General features: G+C 71.5%; 7 protein-coding genes. 3 read left to right on the top strand and 4 right to left on the bottom strand.

All coding sequences use genetic code 11. The features are described 5' to 3' along the window. Positions 1 to 37: 37 nt before the first annotated feature. The 3 genes from ABID77_RS21065 to ABID77_RS21055 form a co-directional block, all read right to left on the bottom strand. Entirely contained in the window at positions 38 to 7,522 is a 7,485-nt protein-coding gene (locus tag ABID77_RS21065) for a YDG domain-containing protein (protein WP_429600181.1), read from the bottom strand. Between the two features lie 138 nt (positions 7,523 to 7,660). Beyond that, positions 7,661 to 9,364: a ShlB/FhaC/HecB family hemolysin secretion/activation protein gene (locus tag ABID77_RS21060; RefSeq protein WP_429600178.1), complete on the bottom strand. Its 1,704-nt coding sequence runs from the start codon at positions 9,362 to 9,364 to the stop codon at positions 7,661 to 7,663. A 650-nt stretch (positions 9,365 to 10,014) separates the two neighbouring features. Next, positions 10,015 to 16,161, bottom strand: a complete 6,147-nt coding sequence (locus ABID77_RS21055) for a DUF3320 domain-containing protein (protein WP_429600176.1) — start codon at positions 16,159 to 16,161, stop codon at positions 10,015 to 10,017. A 176-nt stretch (positions 16,162 to 16,337) separates the two neighbouring features. Here ABID77_RS21055 and ABID77_RS21050 point away from each other — a divergent pair, with 176 nt between their 5' ends. Together ABID77_RS21050 and ABID77_RS21045 are read left to right on the top strand one after the other, a co-directional pair. After that, the gene (locus tag ABID77_RS21050; RefSeq protein WP_429600173.1) at positions 16,338 to 16,757 is read left to right on the top strand and encodes a hypothetical protein; all 420 of its coding nucleotides are present in this window, start codon (positions 16,338 to 16,340) and stop codon (positions 16,755 to 16,757) included. A 58-nt stretch (positions 16,758 to 16,815) separates the two neighbouring features. Beyond that, complete coding sequence (locus tag ABID77_RS21045; RefSeq protein ID WP_429600171.1) at positions 16,816 to 17,346, top strand: DUF6152 family protein; 531 nt, start codon at positions 16,816 to 16,818, stop codon at positions 17,344 to 17,346. A gap of 318 nt (positions 17,347 to 17,664) precedes the next feature. On the opposite strand, the gene ABID77_RS21040 is transcribed toward ABID77_RS21045, so the two are convergent. Beyond that, on the bottom strand, positions 17,665 to 18,957 hold the full coding sequence (locus ABID77_RS21040; protein WP_429600169.1) for an NAD(P)/FAD-dependent oxidoreductase: 1,293 nt from the start codon (positions 18,955 to 18,957) through the stop codon (positions 17,665 to 17,667). 221 nt (positions 18,958 to 19,178) lie between these two features. Between ABID77_RS21040 and ABID77_RS21035 the strand changes: the two genes are divergently transcribed. Continuing rightward, positions 19,179 to 19,514: a hypothetical protein gene (locus ABID77_RS21035; RefSeq protein ID WP_429600166.1), complete on the top strand. Its 336-nt coding sequence runs from the start codon at positions 19,179 to 19,181 to the stop codon at positions 19,512 to 19,514. Positions 19,515 to 19,598 lie beyond the last annotated feature (84 nt).

Raw genomic sequence — 19,598 nt, 5'->3', positions numbered from 1 at the left:
TCCTTCGTGGCTCGCCGGGCCGTCGCCCGGTCCGGACTCAGAGGCCGGCGACCTTCTCCGCGCCGCCCACCATGCTGGCCGCGAGCGGGCCGTACTGGACGACCACCGCCTTGACGGCCTGCACCGTGATGCCGAAACGGTCCTTGGCGGTGGCCAGCGCGTAGGCGGTCAGCGTCTCGGCGTTCAGCACGGCGCTCGCATCGGGCACCTGCACGGTCAGCGTGCCGTCGGCCAACAGCGTGACGCGCAGCGCCAGGGCGCCGCCGTCGGCCTGCAGCACCGCCGTCTCGGTCGTGCGGGCACCGGAGGATGCCGCGACCGCCAGCGGGGACACCGACGCGGCATTGCCCACCAGCGCCAGCGAGACGTCGGTGCCGCGGTCGACCACCGTGTAGCGGCCTTCCGACTTCGGCGCGCCCTGGCTGGCGCGTTCGCTGTAGATCGGCACCGAGCTTTCCAGCGGCACCGCCGCCGGCACGCCGTTCTCCAGCGCCAGGCTCAGGCGGCCCTGGCTGGTGAGCACGGCGTCCGTCAGCACCAGGGGCGCCTGGACCTGCGCCGGGGCGTTGCCCGCGTTGACGGCCGCCGGCGTCGCCAGCGGCGTCGTCGGGGCGGTCGCGCGGCCTGTCACCAGCACGGCGAGCGACGCCTGCGCGGTCGTGTCCGTCGGCGCCGGGGCCGGCTCCAGCGTGCGCGTCGCGATCACCGCCGTGCCGTTGGCACCGACCGGCGTGGCGACGAGCGCGGTCGCGGCGCCGGTGTCGTTGCGCAGCGGCACGATGCTCGCGCTGCCGCTGGCCTCCGCGCGGTCGAGGGCGTAGTTGCCCGCGTCGCGCCCGGCCAGCGACAGGGCGCCGACCGTCACGGCCTTGTCCGTGCCCACGTCCGCCGAGGCGAAGCGGCCGGTGCCGCCGGTGCCCGCGACGTCGTCGCCGGCCACCACGCCGCCCAGGACCAGGCCGGTGACGTTGGCGACCGCCGTGCCGTCGTAGACCTTGTCGAGGACGTTCGCGCCGCTGGCCGTGAGCGTCTTGGGCGTGATCCGGCCGGAGCCGACCACCGCGGCCGTGTCGAGGGCGTAGTTGCCGGCCTCGCTGCCCGAGAGCCCCAGGCCGCTGCCCGTGACCGCCTTGCCGGTGCCCACGTTCTTGTCGCCGTAGCGGCCGGTGGCGCCGGATGCCGTCACCCGGCCGACGTCGCCGGCCACCACGCCCGCGAGCGTCACGCCGGTGATCTGCGCCGTCGTCGTGCCGTCGTAGACCTTGTCGCCGATGGTGCCGCTGGCCGCGATCAGCTTGGGCGAGATCGTCGCCGTGCCGATGGCGCGGGTGGCGTCGACCGCGTAGTTGCCCGCGTCCGCGCCGGTCAGCACGATGGCGCCGCCCGTCACGTTCTTGCCCGCGCCGGCGTTCTTGTCGGCGAAGGTGCCGATGCTGCCCGCGCCGCTGGCGAGCGCGTCGCCGGCGACGACGCCCGTGAACGCCACGTTGCGGATCGCCGCCGCGACGGTGCCGTCGTAGACCTTGTCGGCCACGCTGGCCGTCGCCGTGATCGTCTTGGGCGTGATGGCGCCCGTGCCGATGGCGCGGCCGGCGTCGACCCGGTAGTTGCCCGCGTCCGCGCCGGCCAGCATGATGCCGCCGCCCGTCACGTTCTTGCCCGTGCCGGCGTTCTTGGAGTCGAACGCGCCGACGCTGCCCGCGCCGCTGGCGAGCGTGTCGCCGGCGACGACGCCGTCGAACGCCACGTTGCCGATCGCCGCCGTGGCGGTGCCGTCGTAGACCTTGTCCGCGACGGCGGCCGTGGCCGCGATCGTCTTGGGCGTGATCGTCGCCGTACCGATGGCGCGGGTGGCGTCGACCGCGTAGTTGCCCGCGTCCGTGCCCGTCAGCACGATGCCGCCGCCGGTGACGGCCTTGCCGGTGCCGGCGTTCTTGTCGGCGAACGCGCCGACGCTGCCCGTGCCGCTGGCGAGCGTGTCGCCGGCGACGACGCCGTCGAACGCCACGTTGCCGATCGCCGCCGCCGTGCCGCCGTCGTAGACCTTGTCCGCGACGGCGGCCGTGGCCGCGATCGTCTTGGGCGTGATCGTCGCCGTGCCGATGGTCGAGCCGGCGTTGACGACGTAGTTGCCCGCGTCCGCGCCGGTCAGCACGATGCCGCCGCCCGTCACGGTCTTGCCCGTGCCGGCGTTCCTGTCGGCGAACAGGCCGACGCTGGTCGCGCCGCTGGCGAGCGCGTCGCCGGCGACGACGCCGTTGAACGCCACGTTGCCGAGGGTCGCCGTGCGGCTGCCGTCGTAGACCTTGTCGACCACGGTGGCCGTCGCCGTCAGGATCTTGGGCGTGATCGTCGCCGTGCCGATGGTCGAGCCGGCATCGACGACGTAGTTGCCCGCGTCCGCGCCGGTCAGCACGATGGCGCCGCCCGTCACGTTCTTGCCCGCGCCGGCGTTCTTGTCGGCGAAGGTGCCGACGCTGCCCGCGCCGCTGGCGAGCGCGTCGCCGGCGACGACGCCGGTGAAGGCGATGTTGCCGATCGCGGCGTTGCGGTTGCCGTCGTAGACCTTGTCGGCGACGTTGGCCGTCGCGGTGAGGGTCTTGGGCGTGATGGATGCCGTGCCGATGGTCGAGCCGGCGCTGACCGTGTAGTTGCCCGCGTCCGCGCCGGTCAGCACGATGCCGCCACCTGTCACGTTCTTGCCCGTGCCGGCGTTCTTGTCGGCGAAGGTGCCGACGCTGCCCGCGCCGCTCGTGAGCGCATCGCCGGCGACGACGCCGTCGAACGCGACGTTGCCGATCGCCGCCGCCGTGCCGCCGTCGTAGACCTTGTCCGCGACGGCGGCCGTGGCCGTGATCGTCTTGGGCGTGATCGCCGCCGTGCCGATGGCCGAGCCGGCGTTGACGACGTAGTTGCCCGCGTCCGCGCCGGTCAGCACGATGCCGCCACCCGTCACGTTCTTGCCCGCGCCGGCGTTCTTGTCGGCGAAGGTGCCGACGCTGCCCGCGCCGCTGGCGAGCGTGTCGCCGGCGACGACGCCCGTGAAGGCGACGCCGCTGATCGCCGCCGCCGTGCTGCCGTCGTAGACCTTGTCGGCCACGCTGGCCGTCGCCGTGATCGTCTTGGGCGTGATGGCCGCCGTGCCGATGCGCGCGGCGGTGTCGAAGCTGTAGTTGCCCGCGCCGCTGCCCGTCAGGGCGATGCCGCTGCCGGTCACGGCCTTGCCCGTGCCGGCGTTCTTGTCGGCGAAGCTGCCGGCGGTGCCGGTGGTGCCGACCACGTTCTGGTCGCCCGCGACGACGCCGACGAGCGTCACGTTGCCGAGCGTCGCCGTGCGGCCGCCGTCGTAGACCTTGTCGGCCACGCTGGCCGTCGCCGTCAGCGTCTTGGGCGTGATGGATGCCGTGCCGATGGTCGAGCCGGCGTTGACGACGTAGTTGCCCGCGTCCGCGCCGGTCAGCACGATGGCGCCGCCCGTCACGTTCTTGCCCGCGCCGACGTTCTTGTCGGCGAAGGTGCCGACGCTGCCCGCGCCGCTGGCGAGCGCGTCGCCGGCGACGACGCCCGTGAACGCCACGTTGCGGATCGCCGCCGCGACGGTGCCGTCGTAGACCTTGTCGGCCACGCTGGCCGTCGCCGTGATCGTCTTTGGCGTGATCGCCGCCGTGCCGATGCGCGCGGCGGTGTCGAAGCTGTAGTTGCCCGCGCCGCTGCCCGTCAGGGCGATGCCGCTGCCGGTCACGGCCTTGCCCGTGCCGGCGTTCTTGTCGGCGAAGCTGCCGGCGGTGCCGGTCGTGCCGACCACGTTCTGGTCGCCCGCCACGACGCCGACGAGCGCCACGTTGCCGAGCGTCGCCGTGCGGCCGCCGTCGTAGACCTTGTCGGCCACGCTGGCCGTCGCTGTCAGCGTCTTGGGCGTGATCGCCGCCGTGCCGATGGCCGAGCCGGCGTTGACGACGTAGTTGCCCGCGTCCGCGCCGGTCAGCACGATGCCGCCGCCCGTCACGTTCTTGCCCGCGCCGACGTTCTTGTTGGCGAAGGTGCCGACGCTGCCCGCGCCGCTGGCGAGCGTGTCGCCGGCGACGACGCCCGTGAAGGCGACGCCGCTGATCGCCGCCGACGTGCCGCCGTCGTAGACCTTGTCGGCGACGCTGGCCGTGGCCGTGATCGTCTTGGGCGTGATCGCCGCCGTCGTGGTCGTCGAGGTCGTCGTCAGGTCGTAGTTGCCGGCGTCGACGCCGCCGTACTGGATGCCCGATACCGTCACCGTCTTGCCGGTGCCGGCGTTCTTGGTGTCGAAGGTGGCGGAGGAGGCCGTGGCCGTCAGGTCGTCGCCGGCGATCTTGTTGGCCAGCGTGATGCCGGTCACCGAGGCGGCGGTGGTGCCGTCGTAGACCTTGCCCGCGACCGCGGCCTGCACCCCGACGCCGCCGTTGGACGTCGTCGCCAGCACGCGCTTGTCGACCTCGCCGACCGTGGCGCTGGCGGTGGGACTGAACTGGTAGCCGTAGACCCGCACGCCGGCGTTGGTGGCCGAACCGATGGTGATGCCCGAGACGCTGACCTGCTTGGTCGTGCCGGCGTTCTTGGTGTCGTAGATCGCCGAGCCGTTCGGGCCGACCGTGAAGGTGACCGCGTCGCCGTCGAGCGCGCCGCCGGTGTTGGTGAGGTTGGCGGTGGTGACGGTGGCGGCGCTGGTGCCGTCGTAGGCCTTGCGCACCGTGCCGGTGAGCGCCACGCCCACGACCGGCGCGACGCGGTAGAGGAAGCCGTTGCCGGTGCCCAGCACCGTGTCGGTCGCCGCCGTGCCGCCGTAGTTGATGTTGTATTGCTTGAAGCCGTTGACCAGGCTGCCGCGGGTGTCGCTGTCCGGCGTGGTGGAGTAGACCAGCCAGCGGCCGTTGGCCGCCGAGATCGCCGAGGCGCTCGGGTTGTTGTCGATGAAGTTGCGCGCGGCCACGAGCACCACGGCGTTGCCGGTGCCCGAGGCGGTGACCTTGCCGGCGGCGGCGAGCGTCACGTCGCCCTGCCCGGCCTGCGCCACGAGATGGCCGCTGGCGTTCGTGTTGGTCAGCGCGCCGTTGACGGCGATGCTGCCGTTGATCAGCTTGAGGGTGTCGCTGGCACTGAAGCCGAAGCCGCCGGTCGGCACCGTGGTGATGCCGGTGCCGTCCACCCGGCCGATGGTGAGGTTCTTGATGCCCGTGAGCTGGTTGAAGGTGCTGGCGCGCGCGATGCCGGTGGCCGCGCCGTTGAGGTCGATGTTGGTGGCGACGTCGTAGGGCTGCAGGACGATGCTGGCCGTCGAGACGTTGTTCACCGTCGCGCGGCTGAAGTCGATGTCGCTCGCCCGCAGGGTCAGCACGCCGGCACCGGTGTTGAGGTTGACCGAACTGGTGAAGGCGATGGCGCCGTCGGTGTAGATGCCCGAGCCGGCGTTCATCGTGAAGGGCGTGTCGACGGTGACGGGACCGTTCGAGTAGATCGAGCCGCCCAGGGTCTTGTCGCCCAGGGTGTGCGAGCCGTCGGCCCGGAACACCAGGCGCCCGGTGCCCAGCGTCATGTTCGAGTTCAGCTCGATCGGGTCGTCGCCGGCCGAGACGTAGAAGTTGCCGTTGCGGGTGACGACCGGCGCGTTCAGGGTGAAGCCGCCGCCGCCCATGTCGTCCGAGTCGGCCCAGATCCGCACGTAGCCGCCGTTGGTGGTGATGGAGCCGCCCACCGTCACGCCGTCGGCGCCGTAGATCGTGATGGTGCCGGCGCCCGGCGTGCCGCTGCCCACGGAACTCACGTTGTGCGACGGCAGCGTCGAGGGATTGACGCCGGGGCCGTTGGCGATCAGGTTGGGGACGTTGTTGATGTATCCCGTGCCGGTCTGGCCCGCCACCAGCATCAGGCTGCCGGTGCCGGAGACTTCCAGCGTGTTGTTGGCGTTGGCGAAGGTGATGCTGCCGTTGCCGGTGGTGCCGCCTTCGATGCGCAGGCTCACGTTGTTGCGCATCGAGATCCTGCCGTCGCCGCCGTTCTGGGTCAGGTCGCGCACGTTCACCTCGCCGGTGGCCTGCAGCAGCACGTTGGCGTTCTGCGCTTCCAGGTCGCGTTCGTAGACGACGCTGCCGGTCATCGCGCCGGTGCCGGTGCCGCCGCCCTGGATGTCGAGCGTGGCCGGGTCGAGCAGCAGGTTGCCGGTGCGGCCGTGGGGGGCCAGCGCGTCGGCGCGGCCGCTGTAGTGGAGTTCGCCCTTGCCGGAGACCTCGATGTCGCCGCCGTCGCCGCCCTGCGCGCCGCCGCGCGCGGAGGTGCGGCCGGCGAAGGTGGTGGCGCCGTCGCTCCAGGCCACGACCTTGCCGCCGTCGCCGTTGCCCGTCGCGTCGGCGCGCAGGGTCACGCTGGCGTCGGCCGCGACGGTGGTGGCGTTGGCGATGGCCGCGTCCTTGCCCTGCCAGCCGCCGCCCACGTTGACGGTGCCGCCGCCGGTGGCGCCGCTGGCGTCGAGCGATGCGCCGCCGTCGAGCGCGATGGTCTGGCCGGTCACCACGATGGCGCCGCCGCGGCCGCTGGCCGAGGTGGCGTCGAGCGTGCCGGCGACGTGCGTCGTGCCGCCGTTCGCGGTGTCGCCGTCGAGCAGGATGCGGCCGTCGCGTGCGACCAGGCCGTGCGCCTCGATCACGCCGGTGTTGTTGACCACGCTGCCGAGCACCGCGTCGGCGCCGCGCGCGCTCAGCGTCACCAGGCCGCCCTCGGCGGCGATGCGGCCGCTGTTCTCGACGGCGGCATCGGCCACGCCGCGTTCCACGCGCACGCTGACCAGGCCGTCGCCCTGGAAGTCCAGGCTCACCGTCTCGCCGGCCGCCAGCGCGGTGCTGCCGCCCGGCGTGGCGATGCTGCCGGTGTTGGTCACGCGCGGCGCCACCAGCGCCACCACGCCGCCCGAGGCGGTGCGGATGGTGCCGTGGTTGACCACCGCGCCCGCGCCGGCGCCGCCGGTGAAGCGGGTCTTGCCGACGAGGAAGTCGGCGTCGGACAGGCCGAGCGACGAGGCCACCAGGCCGCCGACGTTGACCTGCGCGCCGCTGCCGAAGACCACGCCGTTCGGGTTGAGCAGCCAGACGTTGCCGTTGGCCGACAGGCCGCCGTCGATGGCGCTGGCCGCGCCGCCGCCGGTGACGCGGTTGAGCGCGATGGCGCTGGCGTTGGGCTGCGCGAAGCGCACCGAGGCGCCGGCGCCGACGTCGAAGCTGTTCCAGTTCGTCACCAGGCGCTGCGTGGCCTGCGTGACGGTCATCTGGCCGCCGCTCTGCGAGATCGTGGCCGCACCGGCGGCGATGGCCGCTCCGGTGGGCAGGGCCTGCGCCCGGGCGGCACCGCCCGCGAGCAGCACCAGCGAGGCGGCGACGAGCACGCCGGCCACGCCCGAGGTGCGCTTGCCGCGCCCGGCGATGTGCTCGGCGACGGCGACGTAGGTGTTCGTGGCTTCGTTCCAGACGAGGCGGTAGATGTGGTTGAGCGATGCGCTTTTCATGATGAAAAGTCCTTCAGACGGAGGGAAATGGGAGGATTTCGCGGGCCGTGGCCCGAGGACGTCCCGCCGACACGGCGCGCGCGGCGCCGGTCGGAGGGTTCATCGGGTCGTGGAGGGGGCGGTCGGTCGGTCGGCCGGTCAGAAGGCGTAGGCGGCCTGGACCCAGCCGCGCCACTTGCTGCCGCGGCCGTCGGCGTCGAGGCCCGCGAGGCTGCGCCCCGGGTTGCTGCCGACCGTGCGGGCCACGGCCGCGCGCAGCGTCCAGCGCCCGACCCAGAGGTTGGCGCCGACGCCGGCGCCGGCCAGGCTGTATTCGTTGGTGCCGTCGGCGTTGTTGAACGAACCCGGCCACGGGCTCTTGTGCAGGCGCACCCGGCCGGCGTCCACGAAGGCCAGGCCCTGCAGCTTGCGATCGCCGCCGATGTCGATGTTGCGGCGCAGCTCGACCGTGCCGAGCACGCCCTGGTCGCCCGCGGCCTCGCCCACCGGGTAGGCGCGCACGCCCGAGGGGCCGCCCAGGATGAACTTCTCCGACGAATCGAGGTTGCCGCTGGCGAGCTGGCCGGTGGCGCCGGCGAACAGCGTCCACTCCGAGCCCGGCGCGCCGCCGAGGTTCTGCAGCCGGTTGGCGCGCAGCACCACCTTCTGGAAGCTGCCGTCGGTGCGCGAGGTCAGGCTGTCGACGATGCGGTCGACGGCGTTGCCGCCCAGGTCGGTGCGCCCGGCCGTCAGCGAGGCCGCGCCGTCCCACAGGCCGCCGCCGGCGAACGAATCGATGCGGTTGCCCGCGAGCGAGACGACCAGGTTGTCGACCTGGCGCGCGCGCACGCGGGTGCCCAGGGCGTCGTCGTCGAGCCGGCGCTGCTCGTAGCCAGCCGTCGCGGTGAGGTTGGCGTTGCGGGTGCGCAGGACCGGGTAGCTCAGGCCGATCTGGCCGGAGCGCGCCGTGCCGCGCAGGTCGAGCGGCGCGAAGGCTTCCTGGTCGACGTGGTAGCGCAGGTAGGACGCGCCGGCGTTGAGCCGCAGGCCCGACGGCGTCAGCGGCACGCTGTAGTTCAACAGCGCGACCGTGCTGCCCGAGGACTTCGACACGCCCAGCGAGGCCGCGTCGCCCAGGCGCAGCGGATCGTTCACCACCACCTGCGCGCCGACGCGGGCGCTGCCGGTGCTGCGGTTGCCGTAGTTGTCGGTCCAGGCGCTGCCCTGTGCCAGCGGGCCTTCGACGGCGTCCACCACCAGGCGGCTGGTGCCGGGCTCGCCGCCGCGCTCGAGCGTCGAGCGCGCCGTGATGCCGGGCACGTCGTTGACCAGCAGCACGGCGCGCTCGAGGTCGTCGCCGCGCAGCGGCCGGCCCTCGGGCAGCGCGGACTCGGCGATGGCCTTCAGGCGGGCCGGGTCGATGCGCGTCTGGCCGGTCACCGCGATGCGGTCGGCGCCCGACTGCAGGCGGCCGGCGACCAGCGCGATCTCCAGGTTGCCGTCGGTCAGGTCCTGGCGCGGCAGGTAGGCGCGGGCGAGCACGTAGCCCCGGCTGCGCAGCTGGCGCGTGACCGCCTCGGCGATCTGCTGCAGCTCGCCATGGCCGAGCGTGCGGCCGATGGACGGGGCGGCCAGCGCGGCCAGGTTCTCGGACGCGGCGAGTTCGGTGGCGCCGGAGAAGCGCACCGAGCGCAACTGCACGGCGAGGCCGGCGGCCAGGGATGCGTCGCCGGCGGGCGCGGCGGGCGCGGTGCCGGTGGTGGGCGGCGCCAGGCCGGCCGGCGGCGCCGGCGGCAGCGTGCGCTGTTGCTCGTTGAGCAGCTGGCCCGCGCTCGGGGGCACTTGCGCGATCGCGTCGGTCATGCCGACCACCAGGCAACCCAGGATCGCGATCGCCCGGCAGATGTCACTTCGTCGGTTGGCGAAAACCGTGCCTGGGGCATGGACTGTGGTCGACATAGAAAGCGGATCTCCGTAGGAAAGTGTCCGGCGATGCGCTTTCACGACAAACGAAAACTCCTTTGTCCTACAAGCCCGTCACCGGATCAGTGATGGGAATGTAAATATATCTTTCGTTACACACTGTTAACTAGTGATAACTCACAAACAAGTCGAATTGAGACAATTTGCATTCAGGATTGACTCTTTAAAGCCACACTTAAAACTTTCAACTTATCCAATTCACCGAAAAACAAAGTTTTAGATAAAACTTTCTATCTATTTCTATAAAAACCTTTTTGCCTGCTCGGAGATCAGCGCATCCGATCGAAGGGCGACAGTCAGGCGCAGTCACTGCCGCGCTTCTCTTTGGCCGGACGTGAGCACCACGCTCGCGCAATCACAAGCAAATTAATTCTTTTTATTTAATTGAACAGGCGTTTGAATTCGCGCTTGGCGTGCGAATGCATCGTTGATCCAAACATCGATCTTTTTTTTTGCAAGCGGTGTTCTCGGGCGATCTCGATCGTCGGCTCCGACGCGCCCCGGCCCAAAAAGCCGGGGCGCGTTGCGCGTCAATCGGCGGGCCGCAGGCGACCGGTTTCGTCGATCAATGCGCCGGCGGCGGCGCTGGCATCGATGGCCAGGTCCACGCGGGCTTCGGCTTCTTCGGTGACATGCGCCGTGCCGATCAGGCGGCACACCGATCGCGCCACGTCCGGCCGCGTCGCCGCGCCGACCTCGCGCAGCACGTGGTTGACGAGGTTCGACAGTTCCTCGACGCAGACGTCCTCGACCGCGCGGCACGATGACGCCACCCCGGCGTCGGCCACGCGGGCCACGTCCGACGCGCCGGGATCGGCACCCGCCGGCCAGTAGAAACGCGTGCCGGGACCTTGCGTCATCGACGGCTCGGTCGTGCGCGGCACGTCGTCGGGGACGAGCGCGCGCAGCCGGTCGGCCAGACGCGGGCTGACCCGCTCCAGCCCCCAGGCCCGCGCCACGCGGGCGAACAGCACGGCCTCGGGCAGCGGCCCCTCGACGTCGGCGACCTCGCGCAACTGCGCGGCCAGCACCGGCTCGGACTCCTCGTCGAAGAACGACGCCGGATCGCTCGCCGGCAGCACGGCCGGCGCATGGATCGCCAGGGATGCCGGCGGGGACGCATCCGACGCGTCCTGGAGGTCGTCCGCAGCGGCCGGAGCCGGCGTCGATTCCGGCTCCGGCTCGGCCGTCGGATCGGCGGGCAGCGCCGGTGCCGACGACGTCGTCTCCAATACCGGCTCGGGCTCGGGCTCGGGCCCCGGCTCCGGTGTCGCCACCAGCGTCGCCAGCAGCCGCGCGATCTTGTCGATCTCGCCTTCGGGGTCGAGCCACCAGTCGGTCGACCAGATGCGGTGGATCGTCCAGCCCAGGCTCTCCAGCACGTGCTGGCGCAGCCGGTCGCGGTCGCGCGCGGTGGCGCCGGAGTGGTAGGTGCGGCCGTCGCATTCGATGCCCACCAGGTAGCGCCCCGGCGCGCGCGGATCGACCACCGCCAGGTCGATGCGGTAGCCCGAGCAGCCGACCTGCGGATGCACCACCCAGCCGCGCGCGCGCAGCATGCCGATCACGGCGACCTCGAACGGGCTGTCCGGATCGAGCCCGGTGGCCATGCTCTGCGCGGCCAGCGCGCGCGCGCCGCCGATGGCGAACTCCAGGTAGTGCTTCAGGTCGCGCACGCCGGCCGCGCGCACGCGGGCCAGGTCGATCTGCTCGGGCAGCAGGGTGCTGAAGATCACCACCGCCTCGCGCGCCCGCGAGATCGCCACGTTCAGCCGGCGGTGGCCGCCCTCGCCGTTGAGCGGGCCGAAGTTCATCGTCATCTTGCCGGCGGCGTCGGGGCCGTAGGTGATGGAGAAGAAGATCACGTCGCGCTCGTCGCCCTGCACGTTCTCCAGGTTCTTGATGAAGAGCTTCTCCTGGGTGCCCTGCGAGCGCGCGGCGATGGCGCGGTCGAGCGCGGGCTCGGCGCGGCGCCGGGCGTCGAGCAGGGTCTCGATGAGCGCCTGCTGCGGCTGGTTGAAGGTCACGACGCCGAGCGTGAGGTGCGCGCGCTTCTCGTCGAGGTGGTGCGCCTCGATGGCGGCCACGATGGCGTCGGCCTCGGCCCGGTTGGTGCGCGAGCCGCCGCGGTCGTAGACGCCGGCCACGCGCTCGAAGCGCACCGCCACGTCGTCGGTCACGGGCGACGGGAAGGTCACCAGCCGCGAGTCGTAGTAGGTCACGTTGCTGAAGGTGATCAGGCTCTCGTGGCGGCTGCGGTAGTGCCACTGCAGGCTCAGGCGGTTCATGCCGGCGCCCAGGCACTCGTCGAGGATGCTCTCCAGGTCCTGCACCTGCTCCTCGACGGCGACGCCCTCCTCCGGCTCGGCGGACTTGCCGAAGAAGTTCGTCGGCGGCAGCTGCTTGGGGTCGCCCACCACCGCCAGCTGGCGGCCGCGCGCGATCACGCCGACCGCGTCCCACACCGGGATCTGCGAGGCCTCGTCGAACACCACCAGGTCGAACTGCGCATAGCCGGCGTCAAGGTACTGCGACACCGACAGCGGCGACATCAGCAGGCAGGGCTTGAGGCGCGGCAGCAGCGTCGGCAGGGCCCGCACCAGCTGACGCACCGGCATGTGGCCGCGCTGCTTCTGGCGCTCGCGGCGCAGCCGGCCGAGTTCGCCGTCGGCGTTCGCCGCCGCGCCGCCGGCCGCCGGGATGCGGCCGGCGAGCGTGGCGGCGATGTAGCGCTCGGTGAGCTTCTGGAAGCGGGCGTCGGCGGCGCGGAACTCGCGGATCTTGCGTTCGTGGTCGGCGCTGGAGAAGCCGCGCAGGACCGGGTCGCGGTCGATGGTGCGCTTGAGCCACCAGCTGCGGTAGCCGACCTCGAAGTGCGACTCGACCTCGCCCAATGCGATGGCGCCCGATTCCAGGTCGCCGACCACGCCCTGCAGGCCGCGCGCGATGGCGGCCTCGCGGGCGCTGCGCCACAGGCACCAGGGCTGCAGCAGGCGCCGCGCGCCCTGCCAGGCCTGCATCAGGGCGCGCAGGCGTTCGAGCGCGCCGTCGGCGTCCTCGTCGCCCGCGAGCGGCGCCACCGGCCGGGCCAGCGCCTCGACGGCCGCCAGGCGCTGGCGCAGGTCCAGCCAGGCCTCGCGGTAGCCGGTCAGCGCGCGGCCGGCGGGGCCGCCCGCGGCCAGGCTGGCGCGCCGGTCGGTCACCAGGGGCTGCAGGGCGGCGCGGATCGCCTCGGCGCGCGCGACGTCGCCGTCGGCCAGGCGCGCCACGGCCTCGGCGAAGCGCGCCGCCCAGGCCTCGTGCGCGGCGAGCGCGTTCCAGTCGGTCTCGGCGCCGGCATAGGCGTCGTCGAGCAGCGACTGCGCGTCGGGCTGCGCGGCGCGCAGGAAGGCGTCCTCGTCGTTGACCTCGCCGAGCGGGCCGAGCATGGCGCGCACCTGCTCGGGCGTCGGGCGCCGGCCGTCGGCGCGGAAGCCTGAGAGCCGGCCCGTGACGGCGCGCTGGGCGAACACGGACTTCGGCCACCAGGCCGAGGTGGCGAGCGACCATTCGCCCAGCAGCTCGACCGCGTTCAGCTTGGCCAGCGTCGCGCTCCAGCCGTCGCCCAGCCGCAGCCAGGCGGCATTGCGCGCCGCGCCGTGGCGCGCGAGCGCCTGCAGCCGCGCGCGCGTGGGCGCGTCGTGCGCCTGGCGCGCCAGGCCCGCCGGCACGCCGGGCGCGGCCAGCAGCAGGTCGGCGAGTTCGTCGAGCAGGCCGTGCGCGCGCAGGCTCATGCCGCTGGCGCCGATGCCGATCTGCGCGGCCAGCGTGGCGCTGCGCTCGCGCAGGGCCGTCGCGGCGCCTTCCAGGGCCTGCGCCGCCGCCATCAGGTCGTCGCCCCAGCCCGGCGACCAGTCGGGCCGCCCGACGAGCGCCAGCGGATGGCTGCGCAGGTCGCCGATGGCGCCGGCGAGCGCCTGGATGCGGCGCGCCGCCTCGCGCAGACCGTCGAGCGCGGCGCGGTCGTGCGTGAGCGGATCGCTCCAGGGCATCGGCGCGGTGCGCTCGCCCGTGTGCGCGATGGACGTGCCCATGGCCTCGTAGACCGTCAGGCCGTTCGGATGCTCGCGGTGCAGGGCGTCGACCAGGCCGTTGAGGTCCTGGCGCAGCACGGCCAGGCGCTCGGCCTCGCGCGCCCAGTCGTCGGCGGTGCGCTGGCCGGCCAGGTCGAGCGAGCTGGCGAGCTGCTGCAGCACCTCAGACTTCTTCGACTTCGACGAATGCAGCTCCAGGCAGAACGGCCCCAGGCCGATGTCGTTCAGGCGCCGGTGGACGACCGACAGCGCGGCCATCTTCTCCGAGACGAACAGCACCGTCTTGCCCCGGGCCAGCGAGTGCGCGATGAGGTTGGTGATGGTCTGCGACTTGCCGGTGCCGGGCGGGCCCTCGAGCACCAGGTCGCGCCCGGCGTCGATGGCGCAGATGGCCTTGAGCTGCGACGAATCGGCCAGCAGCGGCGCGAGGATGTCCTGCGGGCGGTGGGTCTCGTCGAGGTGCTCGAACTCGGCCGGATCGTGATGGTCCTGCGCGAAGGCCTCGCCCGGGTGGTCGATCAGGTGGCGCACCACGCGGTTGGCCTTGAGCTGCTCGGTGCGGTCCTGCAGGTCGCGCCACATCAGGTACTTGGTGAAGGAGAAGATGCCCAGGTGGGCCTGCTCCAGCACCTCCCACTTCGGGATCTCCGCCACGGCCAGCCGGAAGGCCTGCAGCACGCGCGCGACGTCGACGCCCTTCTCGTCCACGGGAATGGCGTCGAGCCCCGTCACGCGCAGTTCGAAGTTCGTGCGCAGCAGCTGCAGCAGCGTCGGGTTGACGATGGCCTCGTCGTCGTGGCGCGCCAGCCGGAAGCCCGCGCGCACCGACTGGCGCTGCAACGTCACCGGGATCAGCAGGATCGGCGCGCTGTGCACGGTCTCGGCCTTCTCGTCCTCGGTCCACTGCAGCAGGCCCAGCGCCAGGTAGAGCGTGTTGGCGCCGCCCTCCTCCAGCCCGATGCGGGCGGCGGCGTGGACGGCCAGCAGGTGGCCGTCGAGCGCGTCGGGCTGCACGCGCGCGATCAGCTCGCGCTGGCTCAGGGCGTCGAGCGCCATGTCGTCGAGCGGCGCGCGGCCGGTGCCCCGGCTGGCGTGCACCTGCGCCACGCGCGGGTCCAGCCCCTCCATCAGCGCCGGCAGTGCCCGCAGGTGGAAGTCGCGGCCCTCGGCCAGGGCGTCCTCCAGCCGCGCCAGGTCGGGCGCGACCAGGTGCAGCGTGGCCTTGGTCGGCTTGAAGTTGAGCAGCCTGTTGCGCAGCGTCAGGTCCAGCAGCTTCGACTTCCACTTGGCCAGCCGGCCCTCGGGCGTGTCGTCGGCCGGGCCGTCGAGCGCGACCAGCGTGTCGGCGTCGAGCGCGGGCAGCGGCGGCATCGGCTCGATCGCCGCCGGCGGCTCCTCGAGCGTGTCGCCGGCCCCGGCCGCGCCCGGCGCGCGCGCGCGCGAGGGCAGCGGCTTGATCTGCAGTTCGCGCGCGCGATGGACGTCCACGGCATAGCGGAAGCCGTCGTCGTCGCGCAGGTGCGCCAGGCCCTGCTCCATGGCCACGCGCAGCGACGGCCGGATGCTGTGGTGGTGCGCCACGCCGGTGGTCTCGAAGACCAGCAGCTCGCCGCTGTCCACGCGCTTGCGCACCGCCTGCACGTCGTCGGTCAACGGATCGGCGAAGCTCGCCGGATGCAGCCAGACGCCGATCCAGGCGTGGCCTTCCTTGATCAGCACCACCGGCCGCAACCCGGCCTGCTCGAAGGCCGAGGCGAACAGCATCGTCAGGTCCAGGCAGGTGGCGACGCGGTGCTCGAGGATGCGGTCGGGCGTGCGGATCTTCTGGCCGTCGCTGCCGAACGAGGCGGGCGGCTCGGCGTACTGCAGGCCCTCGGCGCCGAGGGTGCTGTAGATCGCCGAGACCTGCTTCCAGACCTCGTCGCGGCGCTTGGACTGGTAGCCGTTCATCGACAGCTCGCCGTGCGTCTCGCGCAGCAGCCGCGAGGCCTTGCCCATCAGCGTGTCGACGGCCGGGTTGTTGGGCATGCAGAAGGCCGCCAGCAGTTCGGGCAGCGCGCGCGTGCCGGCCCACTGGTCGTAGGCCAGCACCTCGACGGCGCGGGACTGCCGGGCGATCTCCAGGCCCTCGGCGCGCACCGTGACCTCGATGGCGGCGCGCACCGATTCCTGCAGGTCGCCGAGCCAAGCGTGGTCGGGCCGCAGGTCCACCGGCGCGATGCGGCGCGACTCGCCCGGCGCGAGGCGGTCGAAGCGCAGGCGCACGCCCTCGGCGAAGGGCGGGTTGCAGGCGATGCGCACCTCGACGTCGGCCAGCGCCCGCTCGCCCCGGTGCGTCAGCCGCAGGGAGCGCAGCACGGGCACGGCGTTCTGGATGGAGGCGTAGCCGAGCGTGGCGTCGGCCTCGATGTCGATGGTCATCGCGCCGTCGCCGTCGGGATCGATGCCGTGGGGGAGATGCTCGGGGGCGTTCGGGGCGTGGAGGATCGGGATCACGCCGGAGGCCGTCGCAGGGACCGTGGCGGCCGCGCCGCCGATGGACGCGGCGCGCTCGCCTGCCGTCGGAACCGGGCCTCGACCCGGTTCGTCTTCTTGTTTGTTCATCTATCTGCTTCGGGGATCATTCAGGCGGGCCGACCCGGGAGAAAAGCGGTCGTGACCATCGGCGCGCGAACATCGCTTATACCGTCGCCAACGCGCGAAAACGGTGCGTCTTCGCATCGACCCCGCGTTTTTGCCGGTCTCCCCGCCATCCACCCATCGAGACCCCTCGAAAACCCATGTCCATCGCCGCATTGCAATCGAATCCCTGGGCCTATCCGGCGCTCGAGACGCTCCACATCCTGGGCATCGCCCTGCTGCTGGGCAACCTGGTGGCGCTGGAGGTGCGCGTCTGGGGCGGCGCCGCCATGCTTCCGGTGGCGCCGCTCGCGCGGCTGTCGCTCGGCCTGGCGGCGATCGGCTTCGCGCTCGTCGCGGTCAGCGGCCTGCTTATGTTCGCCACGCAGGCGGCCGACCTGCTCGCGCATCGCACCTTCCTCGTCAAGATGGGCCTGCTGGCGCTGGCCGGCTGCAACGCCGCGTGGTTCCACGGACGCGGGTCGCTGCGCAAACTCGACCTGACGGCACGGCTACAGATGCTGGTGTCCACTGCGCTCTGGCTCGGCGTCCTGGTCTGCGGACGCTGGCTGGCCTACTGAGTCGAGCCTTCCGCCGATCGAACGATCGCCCCATTCCACGGACACAAGGAATCCCGCCATGACGACCTCGCCGATCGCCTCGCTGCATCTCCCGCGCCTTTCGCCGTCGCGCCGCCGCTTCATGCTCGCCGCCGCCACGGTGGTGGCCACGCCCCTGACCAGTTCGCTCGCACGGGCGCACCACGGCTGGAGCGGCTTCGACCAGGACCGGCCGCTCTACCTCGAAGGCCGCGTCGTCGCCAGCCGCTGGCAGAACCCGCATGCCGAACTGACGCTGGAGACCGCGCCCGGCCTGGCCGTGCCCGCCGACCTGGCCCGGCGACCGGTGCCGGCGCAGAGCGCCAACGTCGACGGGCCGGCGCTGCTGGCCAAGGCGACGGTGCCCCGGCGCGCCGACCGGCGCTGGACGATCGAGCTGGCGCCGCTCACGCGCATGTCGGCCTGGAAGGTGGCGGAGATCAAGCCCGGCGACCGCGTCGCCGTCGTCGGCTTCACGACCCAGGACGAGAAGGGCGAGAGCGCCGTGCTGCGCGTCGAGTATCTGTTCGCGGGCGACAAGGTCTACGGGCTGCGGTCGAGTCCGGCCTGAGGGCTCGGATCGATCCGTCGCGCGTTCCGTTTCTGCATCCGCGGCCCTGCGTCATACCGGCATACGCTTCAGGTCCTTGGGGTGACCCTCGGACCCGCTTGACGGCGATGGCTTCGCGCCTTGCTGGAAGCCGTCTTGCCTGTCATGCGTCACGGGTCGAGCGCGGATGTCGAGCCTCGGGCGTCGTCGAACTTCGTGGAGACATGTTCGTCGATGGCGCGCACCACGAACAGCTTCCGCATGCAGGCAGACCGGAGCAACAAGCCTCTCGCGCTCGCCTGCGGCCAGCAGGCGTCGTGCCGCCATGCCTGGCTCTTTTCAATGCAGTTTCACGCGCGGTCCGGTGCCCCGCGTCAGGGCGCGTGAGGCCGTTCCCAGCGCGGTCTTCCAGATGCCGTGGATGGCCACTTCGTGCATCTTGAAGAGCGACTGGTACATCGCACGCGCGAACAGCCCCTCGACCCACAGGTTGCCACCGATGAGGCCGCCCATGAGGTTGCCCACGGGCGAGCTGTCGCCCAGCGAGACCAACGAGCCGAAGTCGCGGTACTGCCATTCGCGCATCGACTGGCCGCGCAGGCGTCGCGCCAGTTCGCGTGCCAGGTGCGAGGCCTGTTGATGGGCTGCCTGGGCGCGGGGCGGTACGTTGCCACCGCGCTTGAGCCAGGGTGCGGCGGCGCAGTCGCCGATGGCGAAGATCGCTTCGTCGCGGGTGGTCTGCAGGGTCGGCCCGACGACCAGCTGGTTGAGGTGGTTGGTTTCCAGACCGCCCAGGTCCTTGAGCCAGTTCGCGGCCTTCACGCCCGCCGCCCATACGACCAGTTGGGCCCGCAGGAACCGGTCGCCCGCCAGATGCACGCCATCCTCCGTCACCGCCGTGACGCGCGTGCCGACCATCACCTGGATGTTCATGCCCTTGAGCAGGTCGGTGGCGGCCTGCGCGATGCGCTCGGACAGGGCCGGCAGGATGCGCGGGCCGGCTTCGATCAGGTGGATGCGGATGTCCGTCTCGGGATCGATGCGGTCGAGGCCGTACGACACCAGCGTGCGCATCGACCGATGCAGTTCCGCCGCCAGTTCCACGCCCGTGGCGCCGGCGCCGATGATGGCGACCTCCACCAGCCGAGACTCGTTCTGGGTGCCGCGCACGTGAGCGCTCATGCAGGCGTTGACCAGGCGGCTGTGGAAGCGCTCCGCCTCCTTCGGCGTTTCCAATGCGATGGCATGTTCGGCGACGCCCGGCGTGCCGAAGTCGTTGGTCTGGCTGCCCGCGGCCAGCACCAGCGTGTCGTAGCCGCGCTCGTAGGCCGGCGTGATGGGAAGACCTTCGTCGTCGTGCGCGGAGGCCACCAGCACCTTGCGGCGCGCACGGTCGAGGCCCGTGACCTCGCCGATGCGATAGCGGAAGCCATGCCAGTGCGACTGCGCGAGATAGTTGGTGGCGTGATCGTTGATGTCGACACTGCCTGCGGCGATCTCGTGCAGATGCGGCTTCCAGAAATGGGTACGCGCCTTGTCGATCAGCGTGATGTGGGCCTTGCCCGGCTTGCCGAGCTTGTTGCCCAACCGGGTGGCCAGCTCCAAACCACCGGCGCCCCCGCCTACGATCACGATACGGTGCGGTTGCTCGACTTTCAAGAGCGGCCTTTCAAAGCGGAAAAAAATGATTTGTCGTTCGCTGCACGTCGATTGGGACTCGGCGTGCGGCCTTGCAGGGTAGCGCGACCCACAAACCGCGTCCAGAGAACTTCACAGAATCCCGACCCTCGAAACACCTTCAAAGTTTTGCCCGGGAACCGTGGATAACTTTGTGTACAACCTTGTGGGCTTTGGTGGAAACCGTTGCCTGGCGCGGCCTGCGACGCGATGCCCATGAAATCAGCATGTGGATTGTGTTTGCATGCCACTACCTGAAAGAAGCGCACGGCAAAGCGCGCCTGCCTCTCGGAAGCGCTTGGAAAAACATCGGTGACAAGGAAAAATTCCAATCGAATGGCACAGGTCTGACGCTGAACCAGCGCGTGATTACGCACCAGCTTTCGCATGTCATAACCGTGTCCATCTTTCACTTCGGCCTGTTAGGCAGACGGGATCTGCAACGAGACGATGGCCGGATCGGAATCGAAAAACATTCGACCGATGTCGATCGAATTCCATTTCCCCAATGAAGAAAGCCCAGATGCTTACGCATCTGGGCTTTCTAGGCTGTAAGAGCCTGACGATGACCTACTTTCACACGGGAACCCGCACTA

Origin of the sequence: Variovorax sp. PvP013 (assembly GCF_050435945.1) — a bacterium.
Lineage (GTDB): Bacteria > Pseudomonadota > Gammaproteobacteria > Burkholderiales > Burkholderiaceae_C > Variovorax.
Note: the sequence above shows the minus strand (reverse complement) of the source record. Positions and strands in the feature narration are given on the sequence as shown.